Here is a 16,070-nt window from a genome sequence, read left to right on the forward strand (position 1 = left end):
CAGGAGACACCATGGCCAACCCCCAGGGCATCATCGACCCGCCCATCGACGACCTGCTGTCCAAGGTCGAGTCGAAGTACGCGCTCGTCATCTTCGCGTCGAAGCGTGCGCGCCAGATCAACGACTACTACGCCGACCTGCACGAGGGCTCGCTCTTCGACAACGTCGGTCCGCTCGTCGACTCGACGATCGACGACAAGCCGCTGTCGGTGGCCCTCCACGAGATCAACGAGGACAAGCTCACCGTCACCAAGCAGCAGCCGCAGCCCACCGTCTGAGCCCGGTGACGTCCAGCACGCTGCGCCTGTTCACGTCCGAGTCGGTGACCGAAGGCCACCCCGACAAGATCTGTGACCAGATCTCGGACACCATCCTCGACGCGCTGCTGGCCGTCGACCCGCACGCTCGGGTCGCGGTCGAGACGATGGTCACGACCGGGCTCGTGCACGTCGCGGGCGAGGTCACGACCTCGGGCTACGTCGAGATCCCGAAGCTGGTCCGTGACGTCATCACGGGCATCGGGTACAACTCGTCCGAGGTCAGCTTCGACGGTGCCACGTGCGGCGTCGAGGTGTCGATCGGTGCACAGTCGCCGGACATCGCGCAGGGCGTCGACGAGTCGCTGGACTCGCGTTCGGGCGCCGGTGTCGACCCCCTCGACCGCCAGGGTGCGGGCGACCAGGGGATCATGTTCGGGTTCGCCACGAACGAGACCCCCGAGTACATGCCCGTCGCGATCTGGCTGGCGCACCGCCTGGCCGAGCGACTGGCCGCGGTCCGCAAGTCGGGCGAGCTGCCCTTCCTGCGCCCGGACGGCAAGACCCAGGTGACGGTCGGGTACGACGGCGTCGTGCCGAAGACCGTCGAGACCGTCGTCGTGTCGACGCAGCACTCCCCGTCGGTCACGCTCGACGACCTGACCGCGGCGATCACCGAGCACGTGATCCGTCCCGTGCTCGACCTGGTCGAGCTCGACTCCGCGCACGTCGAGGTCATCGTGAACCCCACCGGTCGGTTCGAGATCGGTGGGCCGCAGGGCGACGCCGGACTCACCGGTCGCAAGGTCATCGTCGACACGTACGGTGGGGCCTCCCGCCACGGCGGCGGCGCGTTCAGCGGCAAGGACCCGTCCAAGGTCGACCGGTCCGCTGCGTACGCGCTGCGGTGGGTGGCGAAGAACGCCGTCGCCGCGGGGCTCGCCGACCGGCTCGAGGTCCAGGTCGCCTACGCGATCGGCCGCGCCAAGCCCGTGGGCCTGTACGTCGAGTCCTTCGGCACCGGGCACGTCGACGACGCCACGATCGAGGCCGCCATCGCCCAGGTGTTCGACCTGCGTCCCGCGGCGATCATCCGTGACCTGGACCTGCTCGTGCCGCGGTACGCGCAGACCGCGACGTACGGCCACTTCGGCCGTGAGCTCCCCGGGTTCACCTGGGAGCAGCTCGACCGCGTCGACGAACTCCGCCAGGCCGCAGGACTCGTCACCGCCGCCGTCTAGGGCACCGTGTGACCACCGTCGCGCGCGTCGTCCTGGACTCGCCGCTCCCGCAGCTCGACCGGCTGTTCGACTACCGGGTGACGGACGAGCTGCAGGACGCGTGCGTGCCCGGGGTCCGGGTGAAGGTGCCGTTGCGCACCGGGGCTCGGATCTCCGACGCGTACGTCGTCGAGGTGGTCTCCGAGGGGGACTGGCCGGGTGAGCTGAGCGCGATCGAGACGCTCGTCAGCCCCGTGCCGGTGCTCGCGCCGGAGATCTGGGAGCTCGCGCGCGCCGTTGCGGACCGCGCGGCCGGTGTCGCCTCGGACGTGCTCCGACTCGCGGTGCCGACACGGCAGGTCCGGGCCGAGAAGGCCTGGCTGGCACGCGACCCCGACCACGTCCCCGACCCGGTGGTCCCGCCGGCGGTCACGGGCTACGCGCCCGGCGTGGTCGAGGACACCCTGGCCTCGAACGGTCGCGCGGCGGTGTCGGCGATCCCGCACCCGGTGCAGCTCGACGTCGAGGGCGGTGACCCCGTGTGGGTGCCCGGCTGGGCGGCGACCCTGGCCCAGGCCGCTGCGCGCACGGTCGCGGGGGAGCGTTCGGCGGTGATCGCGGTGCCGGACTTCCGCGACCTCACGGACCTCGAGCGCGCGCTGCTCGCGGTCCTGCCGTCCGACCGGGTGGTCCGGTTCGACGCCAAGCAGACGAACGGGCAGCGGGCCAAGGCACTGCTGCGGGCGCGGACGCACGCGGTCGTCGCGATCGGCAACCGGACGGCGATGTACGCGCCCGCCGACGACCTCGGGCTGATCGCGATGTGGGACGACGGCGACGCGTCCTTCATCGAACCACGGGCCCCCTACGTGCACACGCGCGACGTCGCACTCGTGCGGGCAGCGCAGTCCGGGGCCGCACTGCTGTTCCTGGCGCACGCCCGCAGCACCGACGTGCAGCGGCTCGTCGAGCTGCACTGGCTCGACGACGTCACGCCGTACCGGGCTGCCGTGCCGAAGGTCATCCCGACCCTGCAGCAGGCCTCGGCCGAGGGGTTCGCCGCCCAGGCACGGATCCCGAGCAGCGCCTGGCGTGCCGCGCGCGAGGCCAGTCGCGTCGGGCCGGTCCTGGTGCAGGTCGCCAGCCCGGGCTTCGGCACCGGACTCGTCTGCGCCGACTGCGGCGAGCGGGCGCACTGTCGGGTCTGCGGGGGACCGCTCGGCAGCCCCACGCACGGCGCCGTCCCGCAGTGCCGCTTCTGCGGTGCGCTGGCCGTCGGGTACCGCTGCCCGACGTGCGGCGGCGGCAAGCTCAAGCCCGTCGGGCAGGGGGCTCAGCGGACCGCGGACGAACTCGGCCGGGCGTTCCCGGGTACCCGGATCATGGTCGCCGACGGCTCACGGCCGATCGACGAGGTCCCGGCGCAGCCGGCGGTCGTCGTGGCGACGCGCGGGGCCGAGCCCTCGACACCGGGCGGGTTCGCGTGCGTGCTGCTGCTCGACGGCGAGCGGATGCTGGCGCGCGAGGGCCTGCGCGTGCAGGAAGAGGTGCTGCGCTTCTGGACGAACGCGGCCGCCAAGGGCGCACCGGGGGCCGAGACCTACCTGGTCGGGATCGGCGGCCGGCTGGCCACGGCGATGGCGCTCTGGAAGCTCGACGGACCCGCCCACGACGAGCTGGTCGACCGCCGCGAACTCCTGTTCCCGCCGGCGGTCCGTGTCGCCACCCTGACCGGCACCGAGCAAGCGGTGACGGCAGCGGTCGAGGCCCTGGGCGAGGCCCCGGTCGGGCCGGTGCTCGGGCCGGTGCCGGTCGACGACCCCACGCCGGACACCGTCCGGGCGATCGTGCGGTTCCCCTACGCGCACGGTGCCGAGGTGGCGGCGACGCTCAAGGCCGAGGTGATCCGGCGGTCGTCGACCCGGCGGGTGCTGCCCGGCGGCAACCGCCGACGGGCAGCACCGGCGCTGCGGGTCCGACTCGACGACGCCGAGCCGTTCTCCGAGGTCTGACCAGCAGGGTCCCGTCAGGCGCGCGCGGCCGGTCGCGTCCCGACCCGGGGCAGCAGCACACCGAGCGCGACCATGCCGCCCGACAGCAGCAGGTGCAGCCAGTTGTCCGCGGTGTTCAGCGGCACGAAGTTGGCACCGGAGTCGTGGCCCGCGGTGAAGAGCCCGTAGACGAACAGCACCAGGTAGACGATGCCGCCGATGACCAGGTACATGCGGGAGCCGGTCGCCTTGGTCGCCGCGACCAGCCCGACCACACCGAACAACAGGTGGACGACGTTGTGCAGCACGGACACCTGGAACAGCCCGAGCAGCATCGCCATCGAGCCGTGCCCGGCGCCTGCGAGCGACCCGGTGGTCAGGCCGGGGACGAACCCCGCGATCCCGACGAGCAGGAACACGACCCCGACGACGAGCGTGGCCTTCTGGATGGAGGAACCCGCGTACCGGGTGCTGGAGGTGAGGACGTCTGCCATGCATGCGAACGTACCCATGCGCCGACGGACCCGTTCCGATGTGGAAGGGTGGGGGTGAGCGATCACGAGTCGCTCACCAGCAGACCCACGACGAGGTGGACGCATGCGCGCATTGTACAAACCCGAGGCCGCACCCGGCCTGGTGATGACCGAACGACCCGATCCGGTCCCGACCGAGGACGAGGTCCTGATCCGCGTGCTGCGCACCGGGATCTGCGGCACCGACCTGCACATCCGACGGTGGGACGACTGGGCGGCCTCGGCGGTCACGGCACCGCTCGTCCCCGGGCACGAGTTCTGCGGCGAGGTGGTCGAGGTCGGTCCGGCCGTGCGCGACGTCGCGGTCGGTGACCTGGTCTCCGGCGAGGGACACATCGTGTGCGGCACGTGTCGGAACTGTCGCGCCGGTCGCCGGCAGATGTGCATCCGCACCAGGGGCCTCGGGGTCCAGCGCGACGGCGCGTTCGCCGAGCTGCTGACCCTGCCCGGTGCGAACGTCTGGGTGCACCACGGTCCGGTCGACCCCGAGGTCGGTGCGATGTTCGACCCGCTCGGCAACGCGGTGCACACGGCCCTGGCGTTCCCGGTGGTCGGTGAGGACGTGCTGGTCACCGGCTGCGGCCCGATCGGTCTGATGGCGATCGCCGTCGCCCGGCACGCGGGCGCCCGGTTCGTCGTCGGCACGGACGTCAGCGCGAACCGGCTGGCGATGGCGACGGACATGGGCGCCGACCTGGCCGTCGACGTCCGCGGCACCGCGACGCAGACCCCCGCCGACGTGGTCCGCGGGGCGCAGCACACGCTGGGGATGCGCGAGGGGTTCGACGTGGGCTTCGAGATGTCCGGTGCGCCGAGTGCCCTGCCGTCGATGGTCGCGAACATGAACCACGGTGGCCGGATCGCGATGCTGGGGTTGCCGTCGAGTGCGATCGCGGTGGACTGGGGGCTCGTCGTCACGCACATGCTCACGGTGAAGGGCATCTACGGCCGCGAGATGTTCGAGACGTGGCAGACCATGAGCTCGATGCTGCAGAGCAGCAGCACCCTGCGCGACCGGATCGGGTCCCTGGTGACCGAGCGGTTCCCGGCACGACAGTGGGAGCGGGCGTTCGACGCAGCAGCAACGGCAGACGGCGGCAAGGTCGTCATCGACTGGACGGAGATCTAGGTGTACGGCGCGATCAAGGACCACCTGGCGGGCGAGCTCGCCGGTATCGAGGCAGCGGGGCTGACGAAGCACGAGCGGGGGATCACGGGGCCGCAGCGGGCGTCGATCCGCGCCGACGGCGCCGAGCTGCTCAACTTCTGTGCGAACAACTACCTGGGGCTGGCGGACTCCCCGGACCTGGTCGAGGCGGCGAAGGACGCCCTCGACCGCTGGGGCTACGGGATGGCCAGCGTGCGGTTCATCTGCGGCACGCAGGACCTGCACCTCGACCTGGAACGCCGGGTGTCGGCCTTCCTGGGCACCGAGGCGACCATCCTGTACTCGTCGTGCTTCGACGCGAACGGCGGCCTGTTCGAGGTGCTGCTCGGAGCCGAGGACGCGATCATCTCGGACGAGCTCAACCACGCCTCGATCATCGACGGCGTCCGGCTCAGCAAGGCGCAGCGCTTCCGCTACCGCAACCGCGACGTGCAGGACCTCGAGGCGCAGCTCGTCGCGGCGGGAGACGCCCGGTTCCGCGCGATCGTGACCGACGGGGTGTTCTCGATGGACGGCTCGATCGCTCCGCTGGCGGCGATCTGCGACCTCGCCGAGCAGTACGACGCGCTCGTCATCGTCGACGACTCGCACGCGGTCGGTTTCGTCGGCGAGCACGGCCGCGGGACGCCCGAGCTGTGCGGCGTCGCGGACCGTGTCGACGTGTACACGGGGACGTTCGGCAAGGCGCTGGGTGGCGCGTCGGGCGGGTACGTGTCGAGCCGGCAGGAGATCGTGGACCTGCTGCGGCAGCGGTCCCGCCCGTACCTGTTCTCGAACGCGCTCGCACCCGTGATCGTCGCGGGGACGGTCGCGGCGCTGGACCTCATCGAGCGGTCCGACGACGCCCGGGCCCGGCTCGTGCACAACGCCGAGCGCTTCCGGAGCGCGATGACCGAGGCCGGGTTCGACCTGCTGCCCGGCGAGCACCCGATCGTGCCGGTGATGTTCCACGACGCGGCGCTGACGGCACGCATCGCGACCGAGATGCAGGCGCGCGGCGTGTACGTCACGGCCTTCAGCTACCCGGTGGTGCCGACGGGGCGGGCGCGGATCCGGGTCCAGCTGTCCGCCGCCCACACGGACGAGCAGATCGACGCCTGCGTCCGGGCGTTCACCGCGTCCCGCGCGGCGGTGACGACGACCTGAGGCATGGGAGGATCGGGGCCATGCGTCTCGTCGTCGCCGGCAGCCCCGCTGCGGCCGTCCCCACCCTCCGTCGGCTCGCGGCCTCGGACCACGAGATCGCCGCGGTGCTGACGCGCCCGCCGACACCGCAGGGCCGCAAGCGGGTCCTGACTCCGACACCCGTCGCCCAGGTCGCGGCCGAGCTCGGCCTGCCCGTGATCCAGGCCGTCCGCGTCGACGACACGGTCACCGCGCAGCTCGCCGGACTCGACGTCGACCTGGGGGTCATCGTCGCCTACGGCGCGCTGCTCCGACGCGCCGCGCTCGACACCCCGCGGCACGGCTGGATCAACCTGCACTTCTCCGACCTGCCGGCGTACCGCGGTGCGGCTCCGGTCCAGCGCGCCGTGATGGCCGGTGACACCCGCACCGCGGCCACGGTCTTCCAGCTGGTCGAGGCCCTCGACGCCGGCCCGGTGTTCGCGTCCGAACCGTTCACCATCGACCCGGAGGCCACCGCCGGCGACGTGCTCGCCGCGATGGCCGACACGGGCGCCGAGGTCGTCGCGCACGTCGTCGACGGCATCGCGGACGGCACCGCGATCGCCACCGAGCAGATCGGCGAACCGACCACCGCGCCGAAGACCACGATCGAGGACGGCCACGTCGACTTCGCCCGGCCCGCCGCAGCGGTGCACGCGCACGTCCGCGGGGTCACGCCCGAGCCCGGCGCCTTCGCGCACCTGGGCGACACGCGCGTCAAGCTGCTGCGCGCAACGCGCTCCCTGCCTGGAGGCCCGGAGCAGTCCGCCCCGTCGCTCGCGCCGGGCGCGCTGACGGTGCAGAACGGCCTGCTGCTGGTCGGCACCGCCGACGGTCCGCTGGTGCTCACCGAGGTGCAGCCCGCGGGCAAGAAGCCGATGGACGCCGCCGCCTGGGCCCGGGGCCTCGGCGCGCTCGACGGGAAGGTCCTGGCATGAGCCCCCACCAGCATCGCGAGCAGCAGTCCCGCACGGTGCGCGGCCCGAGTGCCCGCCGCGTGGCGTTCGACGTCATCCGGGCGGTGCAGGTCGACGACGCCTACGCGAACCTGCTGCTGCCCACGCGCATCCGACGCGCCGCCCTGTCACCGCGGGACGCCGGGTTCGCCACCGAACTCACCTACGGCACCATCCGGATGATCGGCCGGTACGACGCCGTCATCGAGGCCGCCTCCGGACGCCGGGTCGCGAACGTCGAGGCCGACGTGCTCGACGTGCTGCGCCTGGGGGTCCACCAGCTGCTCGCGATGCGCACGCCGACACACGCCGCGGTGTCCGCGACCGTCGAGCTGACTCGCGAGGTCGGCGCCCACCGCGCAACCGGGTTCGTCAACGCCGTCATGCGCAAGGTCGCCGCGAAGACGCCCGGGGAGTGGGACACGGAGATCACCCGCGGCCTGACCGGCGACGAGCTCCTGGCCACGCGCTGGTCGCATCCCGCCTGGGTGGTCGCGTCGCTGCGCGATGCCCTGGCGGCCGAGCGGTCCCGTGACGAGCTCGTCGCGCTGTTGGCGGCCGACGACGTCGCTCCGCGCGTCCAGCTCGCCGCGCTGCCCGGTTTCGCGACCGACGCCGACGTCGCCGAGGTGACCGCGGTGCTCCGGGCGACCGCGGACGCGGCGCAGGACGACGACGCGGCCGCAGCCGAGCCTCCCGTCCGGACCGACGCGGACGTCGTTGCGGCGGCCGATGCCCAGCCGGTGTCGCCGGTCGGGATCCGCGGCGTGACCGGCGACCCCGCCCGGGTGCCCGGGGTCGCGGCGGGTCGGTTGCGCGTGCAGGACGAGGGATCGCAGCTGGCGGCGCTCGCGCTGAGCCGGTCGTCCGCGGTCCGCGCGGGGGAGCGGTGGCTGGACCTGTGCGCCGGGCCCGGGGGGAAGGCCGCACTGCTGGCGGCCGAGGCGGCCCAGGGCGGTGCGACGCTCGTCGCGAACGAACTCGTCCCGGCACGTGCCGGGCTGGTGCGGCAGGCCCTCGCCCAGTTCGGCGACACGGTCACGGTCGTCGAGGGCGACGCCCGTCGGTACGGGCAGGACGGCGCTGGCGTCACCTACGACCGGGTGCTGCTCGACGCGCCGTGCACCGGCCTCGGCGCGCTGCGACGTCGGCCCGAGGCGCGGTGGCGGAAGGTCCCCGAGGACGTCCAGGAACTCGCCGAGCTGCAGCGGGAACTGCTCGACGCCGCCGTGCGCGTGCTGGCCCCGGGCGGCACCCTGGCGTACGTCACGTGTTCGCCGCACCTGGCCGAGACGCGCGGGCAGGTCGACGCCTTGATGGCTCGGCACGGCGACGTGCTCGAGCAGGTCGACACCGCGGCGGTCGTGCGGTCGGTCGCTGCCCGGGACCCGCAGGTCGCGGACGGCATGACCGCGCAACTCTGGCCGCACCGGGTGGGCACCGACGCGATGTTCATCGCGCTGTTCCGCCGGGTGTGACACGCCGTCCGCGCTTCGTCGGCGCGGTCGGCCGTGCACTCACTCGACGCGGAAGTCGAACCCGTCCCTGCGGGCGAGCCGCCCGGCGGCACGGACGAAGCGCAGGCCCTTGCCGGTCGTGCCCTCGGGGCTCGTGACGGTCTGCTCCTCGGCCTCGCGGATCCGCCATGCCATGTCCGTGCCGCGGGCGTCGTAGGCGACGCGCTCCATGGCCTCGACGACGTGCTTCTCGGCATCCGTGGCCGTCTGACGGGCCGAGCGGTCCGGCGTGTCGACGGCGGCGTCACCCCGCACGCTGCCCGCGGCCGTGAGCAGGACGGTGCCGGCGGCTGTCACACCTGCCAGGGCGTCGGCGTGGGTGAGTCCGAGCCCGCCGGACATCACCAGCTCGAGGTCCATCGTGACGGGCGTGCCGTGGTCCAGTCGCGCCAGTCGGATCTGCCCCCGGCCGCCGCCGTTGGTCCAGCGCACCACGTCGCCGTGCGTCAGGAAGAGCGCGAAGTCCAGGACCTCGAGCACGTCCTGCTGGTTCCGGATCACGTCGGTCAGCGGCGCACCGTCGTCCCCGGCGAACGTGACCTGCACGAGGATGGACTCTGGCTGAACATCCGTCATGTCCGCAGCCTACGGGTGGAACGGGCTGCGGAGGAAGACGCACTTGCGACCAGGGTGCGCCGCTCGCCCGTTCGTGATATGTTGGTGGGACAAGACCGGTTCCGCCTGCTGCTGCAGGTCCAGGGCCGGTCCTCTTCGTTCGAGGGGGGCGTTCATGGGGCGGACGAAGCCCTTCCAGACCTACGACCAGCAGCTCCATCGCCTGCAGGAGCGGGGCCTGTACGTCGACGACCGCGAGTGGGCACTGGACTGGCTCGCGCGGGTCAACTACTACCGACTCAGCGGCTACTGGTACCCCTTCCGTGTCGTCGGTGATGGTCGACGCCTGGACGAGTTCCGGCCCGGTGCCACCTTCCGCGAAGTGATCGACCTCTATGAGTTCGACGAGCGGCTCCGCGCAGCTGTCCTCGCAGCCGCAGCACCGATCGAACTGTCGGTGCGGGCGTTCCTCGGGCACGGTCTCGGGCGACTCGATGTCTGCGCACATCTGCGCCCGGAGGTGCTCGGGACGCTGGCGCGCACGGGCGATGACTACCGGACCTGGCGAGCGCGGTTCGATCGCGAGGTGGCGTCCTCTCGCGAGGACTTCGTCATGCACCACCGGATCACGTACGACGGGGTGCTTCCGGTGTGGGCCGCGGTCGAGGTCCTCGACTGGGGCTCGCTCGTCCGTCTGCTGATGATGTCGCCGAGCCCGGTCCAGTCGGAGGTCGCCGCGCGGTTCCGGCTCCGAGCGCCGCAGCTGGTCTCGTGGCTCCGCGCGTTGAACATCGTCCGGAACGCCTGCGCGCACCACGGCCGTCTGTTCAACCGCGTGTACTCGAAGCGCCCGAAGCTGCCAGCCCCTGGTCTGGTCCCGGCCCTCGATGCGATCGCTCCGGTGACCAACCGGGCCTTCGGACAGCTGTCGTTGTTGCAGTACCTCCGCGGTGCGCTCGAGCTCGGACCGGACGCCGACCTCATCCGTGTCCTGGGATCGTGGCCGGCGACCGGACAGGTGCCACTCACGGTGACCGGGGCTCCAGACGACTGGAGGTCGTCCCCACTGTGGCACTGAGCCGTGGTCGGTAGGGTTGGCGGGTGACGATCCGCATCTCGCCGAGCATCCTGTCCGCCGACTTCGCGAACCTCGAGCGAGAGCTCGAGCGCATCGCCACCGCTGACATGGTGCACGTCGACGTCATGGACAACCACTTCGTGCCGAACCTGACCCTGGGGCTGCCGATCGTGGAGCGCCTGCAGCAGGTCTCGCCCGTCCCGCTCGACGTGCACCTGATGATCACCGACGCCGACACGCAGGCACCGAAGTACGCGGAGACGGGCGCTGCGAGCGTCACGTTCCACTACGAGGCAGCGACGGATGCGCTGGCCACGGCTCGCGCCATCCGGTCGAACGGTGCCCGTGCCGCCGTCGCAGTGAAGCCCGGCACGTCGATCGCCCCCGTGCTGGCCCACCTGGACGCGTACGACATGATCCTCGTCATGACGGTGGAGCCCGGGTTCGGCGGGCAGTCCTTCATGGCCGACGTGATGCCGAAGCTCGCCGACGCCCGGGCAGCGGTCGACGCGTCGGGGCTCGACGTGTGGCTCGAGGTCGACGGCGGCATCGCGGTCGACACCGTCCCGACCGCGGTGCGGAACGGTGCGGACACGCTGGTCGCGGGATCGGCGGTCTACGGCGGCGAACCGGCGTCGCGCATCCAGGACCTCCGCGACGCGGCGCACCGTGCCCTCGCGGGACGGTAGCCTGGGAGCGTGAAGACGTTCGACGACCTGTTCGCGGAGCTGACCGACAAGGCCGCCACGCGCCCCGAGGGCTCGGGCACCGTCGCCGAACTCGATGCCGGCGTGCACCAGATCGGCAAGAAGATCGTGGAAGAAGCGGCCGAGGTCTGGATGGCGGCCGAGTACGAGGGCGACGAGCGCACCTCGGAAGAGATCTCCCAGCTCGTCTACCACCTGCAGGTCCTGATGATCGCCAAGGGCCTGACCCCGGCGGACGTCTGGCGACATCTGTAGGACGTGCCCCGGCGCACCCGACAGAACCGTCACCCGACCCAGCCGACCAGAAAGCAGACCCTGATGCTCCGCATCGCCGTGCCCAACAAGGGCTCACTCTCCGAGACCGCCTCCGAGATGCTGCGCGAGGCCGGGTACGCCGGCCGCCGCGACCCGAAGGCCCTCCACCTGCTCGACGAGCGCAACGGCGTCGAGTTCTTCTTCCTGCGCCCGCGGGACATCGCCACCTACGTGGGGTCCGGCGCGCTCGACGTCGGGATCACGGGCCGCGACCTGCTGCTCGACTCCGGGTCCCAGGCGCACGAGGTCGACGCGCTCGGGTTCGCCGACTCGACGTTCCGGTTCGCCGGCACGCCCGGTCGGTACAGCGACCTGCAGGACCTGGACGGCGTCCGGGTCGCGACGAGCTACCCCGGTCTGGTCGGCGAGTTCCTGGGACGTCACGGCGTGACCGCCACGCTCGTCAAGCTCGACGGTGCGGTCGAGAGTGCGGTGCGCCTGGGGGTCGCCGACGCGGTGGCCGACGTCGTCTCGACGGGCAGCACGCTCCGTGCCGCGGGCCTCGAGATCTTCGGACCGGTCATCCTCGAGTCGACGGCGCTGCTCATCAGCACCGACGAGACCATCCCCGGCATCGACGTCCTGCGCCGCCGGCTGCAAGGTGTCCTGGTCGCGCGCGGCTACGTGATGCTCGACTACGACATCCCGACCGACCTGCTCGAACAGGCGACGGCCGTCGCCTCGGGCATCGAGTCGCCGACGGTGTCGCCCCTGCACGGGCGGGACTGGTCCGCGGTGCGCGTGATGATCCCGCGCGACGACGCGAACCTGATCATGGACGCGCTGTACGACCTCGGTGCCCGCGCGATCCTGGTCAGCCCGATCCACGCCGCACGCCTGTGACCGACGTCACGAGCACCGCTGCCGCAGGTCGTGGCGGGGTCGCCGTCCGCGTCGTGCCGTGCCTGGACGTCTCGGGTGGCCGCGTCGTCAAGGGCGTGAACTTCCTGGACCTGCAGGACGCCGGCGACCCGGTCGAACTCGCCGCGCGCTACTACGAGCAGGGAGCCGACGAACTGACGTTCCTCGACGTGGGGGCCACCGTCGAGAACCGATCGACCATGTACGACACCGTCACCCGGACGGCCGAGCAGGTCTTCATCCCGCTCACGGTCGGCGGCGGCGTGCGCAGTGTCGACGACGTCTCGCGGCTGCAGCAGTGCGGCGCGGACAAGATCGGTGTGAACAGCGCCGCGATCGCCCGCCCCGACCTGGTGGGGGAGATCGCCGACCGGTTCGGCGCCCAGGCCGTCGTCCTGTCGCTCGACGTCAAGCGGTCCGACCGGATGCGCTCCGGCTTCGTCGTCACGACACACGGCGGGCGCACCGAGTCCGACCTCGACGCGATCCAGTGGGCCACCGAGGCGGTCGAGCGTGGCGCCGGCGAGCTGCTGGTCAACTCGATCGACGCCGACGGCACGAAGAACGGCTTCGACCTCGAGCTGGTCCGGGCCGTCCGCGCGGTGTCGAGCGTCCCGGTGATCGCCTCGGGCGGCGCCGGGCGGGTCGAGCACTTCGCACCCGCCGTCGACGCCGGCGCGGACGCCGTGCTCGCGGCGAGCGTGTTCCACCGCGGCGAGATGACCATCGGCGACGTCAAGGACGCCCTGCGGGAGTCCGGGCACGCCGTACGCTAGGAGCCTGATGACCGACAGCACCAGCACCACCACCGAGGCGGTCCTCGACCGCGCGCACTTCGGGGCGGACGGGCTGCTCCCGGCAGTCGTGCAAGAAGAATCGTCGAAGGACGTCCTCATGCTCGGCTACATGGACCGCGAAGCCCTCCGCCGCACCCTGACCGAGGGGCGGGTGACCTTCTGGTCCCGCTCGCGGCAGGAGTACTGGCGCAAGGGCGACACCTCCGGTCACGCCCAGTACGTGCGTGCGGCGGCGCTGGACTGTGACGACGACACCCTGCTGGTCACCGTCGAACAGGTCGGAGCGGCCTGCCACACCGGTGCGCACCGCTGCTTCGACGTCGACCCGCTCGACCCGGTCACGGCGTCCGCGCCGGCAGCCCAGGCTGCAGCTGCGGCTCCTGTGGTCGACAGCCCGGCGGCCGACGCGACGGAGGCGACCCGATGACCACGACGACCCCCGCGCCCGCCGCAACGGTCCCCGACAAGCCGCACACGACCTCCCGTCCGGAGTTCGACGACCTGGTGGCCGACGGCCACCGCGTCGTCCCCGTCGTCCGTGCGCTCTACGCCGACAGCGAGACGCCCGTCGGCGTCTACCGCAAGCTGGCCGACGGCCGCCCCGGGTCGTTCCTGCTCGAGTCCGCCGGCCAGGGCGGCCTGTGGTCCCGCTGGTCCTTCGTCGGTGTGCGCAGCTTCGGTGTCCTGACCCAGGACGGCGACCGCGCCGCGTGGATCGACACCGGGATGAGCGCCGACCGCGCCGTCGGCTCGCTCGACGGACAGCCGCTCGAGGTCCTGGCACGACTGCACGAACGCTGGGCCACGCCGCGCGTCCCCGGCACGCCGCCGCTGGTCGGCGGCATGGTCGGGTTCATCGGATGGGAGGCCGTCCGCCAGCTCGAACACCTGCCGGACGTCCCCGCAGCCGACTTCGACGTGCCCGGACAGTCGCTGGCCTTCGTCGCCGAGATGGTCGCGCTGGACCACCGGACCGGCCTGGTCCTGCTGGTCGCGAGTGCGCTCAACGACGGCACCGACGACGCCGATGCGATGTGGACCGGCGCCCAGGAACGCCTCGACCGCATGCAGGCCGACCTGGTGCAGCCGACCGTCGCCACCGTGGCACAGGCCTTCGACATCGCCGAGCCGACACCCACGCACCGCACGACCCCGGACGAGTACATGGCGTCCGTGGTGCGTTCGAAGGACTTCATCCGCGACGGCGACGTGTTCCAGGTCGTCATCTCACAGCGGTTCGACCACCGGGTCACCGCCGACCCGCTCGACGTGTACCGGGTCCTGCGCACGCTGAACCCCAGCCCGTACATGTACTTCCTGTCGCTGCAGGACACCGCGGGCAAGCCGTTCTGGATCGTCGGGGCATCGCCCGAAGCGCTCGTGAAGGTGCAGGGTGGCCGGGCCATCACGCACCCGATCGCGGGTTCGCGTCCGCGTGGGGCGACCCCGGAAGAAGACGTCCGCTTCGGTGAGGACCTGCTCGAGGACCCGAAGGAGCGCGCCGAGCACCTGATGCTCGTCGACCTGTCGCGCAACGACCTGCAGAAGGTCTGCGAGCCGGGCACCGTCGCGGTGACCGAGTTCATGACCGTCGAGCGGTTCAGCCACATCATGCACCTGGTGTCGAGTGTCGAGGGGCAGATCCGGCCGGACCAGTCGGCCATCGACGTCTTCCGTGCGACGTTCCCCGCAGGCACGCTGTCGGGTGCGCCGAAGCCGCGCGCGCTGCAGATCATCGACGAGCTCGAGCCCGCCACGCGCGGGGCGTACGCCGGGGTCGTCGGGTACTTCGACTTCGCGGGGGACGCCGACCTGGCGATCGCGATCCGCACGGCCCTGATCCAGGACGGTGTCGCCCACGTGCAGGCCGGTGCCGGGCTCGTCGCCGACTCCGACCCCGCGACCGAGCACGCCGAGGCCGTCAACAAGGCCGCGGCACCGCTCCGCGCGGTCGCCACCGCGAACCAGATGCGCGAGGTGCGCTCGTGAAGCGCTTCCGGTCACGACCGATGGTCGTCCTGGCCGGGCTGGTCGTCGCCGGCATCGTCATGCTGTCGTGGACCCAGACCTGGTTCACCGTGCACCTGGACGCGGCCGCAGCGGTGTCGTCGACCGTCGTGGCCGACGGTTCCGCGGCCGTTCCGCAGTTCACCGCGTTCGCCATCGCGTCGCTCGCGCTGTTCCTGGCGATGACCATCGCCGGGCGCGTCGTGCGCGTGGTGCTGGCCGTGATCCAGGTCCTGCTCGGCGTCGGCATCGTCGTCTCCGGCATCAGTGCGCTCGCGGACCCGGTCGGTGCCGCGAAGGGCGCGATCGGTGACGTCGCCGGTGTGAGCGACCTGTCCGCCGTGCGCCGTGTCGTGACCAGCGTGGACGTGTCGGCGTGGCCCGTGGTCGGGATCGCCGGCGGTGTGCTCGCCGTGCTGCTCGGTGTCGTCGTGCTGGTCGTGCAGGGCTCGTGGCCCGGTCCCAGCCGCAAGTACGCCGCATCGCCGGAGGCCACCGCGCCGAAGGTGCCCGTCCAGCGCGACGCGATCGTCGACTGGGACGACCTGAGCGCGGGCGTCGACCCGACCGACGCCGCCGTGACCGACCGGTCCGCGCCCCGCACCGTGTCCGGGTCGGCCCCGACCGACGCGGTAGGATCGGAGACGCGCCGTTCGACCGACGGCGCACCCGACCACGAGGAGCACCGTGAGCACCACTGAGCCCGCAGAACTCGGCGAAGGCCACTCGCCGGCAGCCTGGACGTCCGTCATCATCATGCTGGTGGGCTTCACGATCGGGACGCTGTGCTTCTGGTTCGACCTGGCCTGGGGCGTCTGGGCCGCGGCGGGCATCGTCGTCGTCGGACTCATCGTCGGTTGGGTGATGGGTCGTGCCGGCTACGGCGTCAACGGCCCGAAGTTCGTCCCCAAGCACCACAACGAGTAGGTCGCGCATGCCGA

General features: G+C 72.0%; 18 protein-coding genes. 16 read left to right on the plus strand and 2 right to left on the minus strand.

Annotated features, from left to right (window positions below; genetic code table 11):
• The first annotated feature begins 11 nt into the window (after positions 1 to 11).
• From rpoZ to MT346_RS06645, 3 genes are read left to right on the plus strand one after another with little or no spacing between them, the layout of a single operon-like run.
• Positions 12 to 278 carry a DNA-directed RNA polymerase subunit omega gene (gene rpoZ / locus MT346_RS06635; protein WP_056124209.1) on the plus strand — a complete coding sequence of 89 codons (267 nt, stop codon included), beginning with the start codon at positions 12 to 14 and terminating at the stop codon, positions 276 to 278.
• A gap of 5 nt (positions 279 to 283) precedes the next feature.
• A complete protein-coding gene (gene metK, locus MT346_RS06640) occupies positions 284 to 1,498 on the plus strand; it encodes a methionine adenosyltransferase (protein ID WP_243562024.1) in 1,215 nt (404 codons plus the stop codon).
• A gap of 8 nt (positions 1,499 to 1,506) precedes the next feature.
• A complete protein-coding gene (locus tag MT346_RS06645; RefSeq protein WP_243562025.1) occupies positions 1,507 to 3,489 on the plus strand; it encodes a primosomal protein N' in 1,983 nt (660 codons plus the stop codon).
• A 14-nt stretch (positions 3,490 to 3,503) separates the two neighbouring features.
• Here the strand turns inward: MT346_RS06645 and MT346_RS06650 are convergent, their stop codons facing one another.
• Complete coding sequence (locus MT346_RS06650) at positions 3,504 to 3,962, minus strand: DUF4383 domain-containing protein (RefSeq protein WP_243562026.1); 459 nt, start codon at positions 3,960 to 3,962, stop codon at positions 3,504 to 3,506.
• Positions 3,963 to 4,065: 103 nt separating this feature from the next.
• Between MT346_RS06650 and tdh the strand changes: the two genes are divergently transcribed.
• The 4 genes from tdh to MT346_RS06670 are packed head-to-tail and all read left to right on the plus strand — an operon-like array spanning position 4,066 to position 8,770.
• The gene (gene tdh, locus MT346_RS06655; RefSeq protein ID WP_243562027.1) at positions 4,066 to 5,130 is read left to right on the plus strand and encodes an L-threonine 3-dehydrogenase; all 1,065 of its coding nucleotides are present in this window, start codon (positions 4,066 to 4,068) and stop codon (positions 5,128 to 5,130) included.
• Positions 5,131 to 6,315: a glycine C-acetyltransferase gene (locus tag MT346_RS06660; protein WP_243562028.1), complete on the plus strand. Its 1,185-nt coding sequence runs from the start codon at positions 5,131 to 5,133 to the stop codon at positions 6,313 to 6,315.
• Positions 6,316 to 6,335: 20 nt separating this feature from the next.
• Positions 6,336 to 7,274, plus strand: a complete 939-nt coding sequence (gene fmt / locus MT346_RS06665) for a methionyl-tRNA formyltransferase (RefSeq protein ID WP_243562029.1) — start codon at positions 6,336 to 6,338, stop codon at positions 7,272 to 7,274.
• A complete protein-coding gene (locus MT346_RS06670; RefSeq protein ID WP_243562030.1) occupies positions 7,271 to 8,770 on the plus strand; it encodes an RsmB/NOP family class I SAM-dependent RNA methyltransferase in 1,500 nt (499 codons plus the stop codon). Before fmt ends, MT346_RS06670 begins: the two co-directional genes overlap by 4 nt.
• A 39-nt stretch (positions 8,771 to 8,809) precedes the next feature.
• Here the strand turns inward: MT346_RS06670 and MT346_RS06675 are convergent, their stop codons facing one another.
• Positions 8,810 to 9,385, minus strand: a complete 576-nt coding sequence (locus MT346_RS06675; protein WP_243562031.1) for a hypothetical protein — start codon at positions 9,383 to 9,385, stop codon at positions 8,810 to 8,812.
• Positions 9,386 to 9,539: 154 nt separating this feature from the next.
• On the opposite strand from MT346_RS06675, the gene MT346_RS06680 reads away from it, so the two are divergent.
• The 9 genes from MT346_RS06680 (at position 9,540) to MT346_RS06720 (ending at position 16,056) form a co-directional block, all read left to right on the plus strand.
• A complete protein-coding gene (locus MT346_RS06680) occupies positions 9,540 to 10,442 on the plus strand; it encodes an Abi family protein (RefSeq protein WP_243562032.1) in 903 nt (300 codons plus the stop codon).
• A gap of 23 nt (positions 10,443 to 10,465) precedes the next feature.
• Positions 10,466 to 11,131: a ribulose-phosphate 3-epimerase gene (gene rpe, locus MT346_RS06685; protein ID WP_243562033.1), complete on the plus strand. Its 666-nt coding sequence runs from the start codon at positions 10,466 to 10,468 to the stop codon at positions 11,129 to 11,131.
• Between the two features lie 9 nt (positions 11,132 to 11,140).
• Positions 11,141 to 11,404, plus strand: coding sequence for a phosphoribosyl-ATP diphosphatase (locus tag MT346_RS06690; RefSeq protein WP_243562034.1), 264 nt, complete (start codon positions 11,141 to 11,143; stop codon positions 11,402 to 11,404).
• A 63-nt stretch (positions 11,405 to 11,467) separates the two neighbouring features.
• Positions 11,468 to 12,307, plus strand: coding sequence for an ATP phosphoribosyltransferase (gene hisG / locus MT346_RS06695; protein ID WP_243562035.1), 840 nt, complete (start codon positions 11,468 to 11,470; stop codon positions 12,305 to 12,307).
• Positions 12,304 to 13,101, plus strand: coding sequence for an imidazole glycerol phosphate synthase subunit HisF (gene hisF / locus MT346_RS06700; protein ID WP_243562036.1), 798 nt, complete (start codon positions 12,304 to 12,306; stop codon positions 13,099 to 13,101). The genes hisG and hisF overlap by 4 nt, the downstream gene beginning before the upstream one ends.
• Before the next feature lie 7 nt (positions 13,102 to 13,108).
• Positions 13,109 to 13,549 (plus strand): phosphoribosyl-AMP cyclohydrolase, encoded by a 441-nt coding sequence (gene hisI / locus MT346_RS06705; protein ID WP_243562037.1) that lies wholly within the window; start codon positions 13,109 to 13,111, stop codon positions 13,547 to 13,549.
• Positions 13,546 to 15,111, plus strand: coding sequence for an anthranilate synthase component I (locus MT346_RS06710; RefSeq protein ID WP_243562038.1), 1,566 nt, complete (start codon positions 13,546 to 13,548; stop codon positions 15,109 to 15,111). The genes hisI and MT346_RS06710 overlap by 4 nt, the downstream gene beginning before the upstream one ends.
• On the plus strand, positions 15,108 to 15,830 hold the full coding sequence (locus tag MT346_RS06715) for a Trp biosynthesis-associated membrane protein (RefSeq protein ID WP_243562039.1): 723 nt from the start codon (positions 15,108 to 15,110) through the stop codon (positions 15,828 to 15,830). Before MT346_RS06710 ends, MT346_RS06715 begins: the two co-directional genes overlap by 4 nt.
• Positions 15,817 to 16,056: a DUF6704 family protein gene (locus tag MT346_RS06720; RefSeq protein ID WP_243562040.1), complete on the plus strand. Its 240-nt coding sequence runs from the start codon at positions 15,817 to 15,819 to the stop codon at positions 16,054 to 16,056. Before MT346_RS06715 ends, MT346_RS06720 begins: the two co-directional genes overlap by 14 nt.
• Positions 16,057 to 16,070 lie beyond the last annotated feature (14 nt).

Origin of the sequence: Curtobacterium sp. VKM Ac-2922 (genome assembly GCF_022815645.1) — a bacterium.
Taxonomy (GTDB): domain Bacteria; phylum Actinomycetota; class Actinomycetes; order Actinomycetales; family Microbacteriaceae; genus Curtobacterium.

Bases quoted from the DNA above. Each gene is read 5' to 3' on its own strand.
- rpoZ (WP_056124209.1), top strand. From the start codon at position 12: ATGGCCAACCCCCAGGGCATCATCGACCCGCCCATCGACGACCTGCTG.
- MT346_RS06650 (WP_243562026.1), bottom strand. From the start codon at position 3,962: ATGGCAGACGTCCTCACCTCCAGCACCCGGTACGCGGGTTCCTCCATC.
- tdh (WP_243562027.1), top strand. From the start codon at position 4,066: ATGCGCGCATTGTACAAACCCGAGGCCGCACCCGGCCTGGTGATGACC.
- fmt (WP_243562029.1), top strand. From the start codon at position 6,336: ATGCGTCTCGTCGTCGCCGGCAGCCCCGCTGCGGCCGTCCCCACCCTC.
- MT346_RS06670 (WP_243562030.1), top strand. From the start codon at position 7,271: ATGAGCCCCCACCAGCATCGCGAGCAGCAGTCCCGCACGGTGCGCGGC.
- MT346_RS06675 (WP_243562031.1), bottom strand. From the start codon at position 9,385: ATGACGGATGTTCAGCCAGAGTCCATCCTCGTGCAGGTCACGTTCGCC.
- MT346_RS06680 (WP_243562032.1), top strand. From the start codon at position 9,540: ATGGGGCGGACGAAGCCCTTCCAGACCTACGACCAGCAGCTCCATCGC.
- hisG (WP_243562035.1), top strand. From the start codon at position 11,468: ATGCTCCGCATCGCCGTGCCCAACAAGGGCTCACTCTCCGAGACCGCC.
- hisI (WP_243562037.1), top strand. From the start codon at position 13,109: ATGACCGACAGCACCAGCACCACCACCGAGGCGGTCCTCGACCGCGCG.
- MT346_RS06710 (WP_243562038.1), top strand. From the start codon at position 13,546: ATGACCACGACGACCCCCGCGCCCGCCGCAACGGTCCCCGACAAGCCG.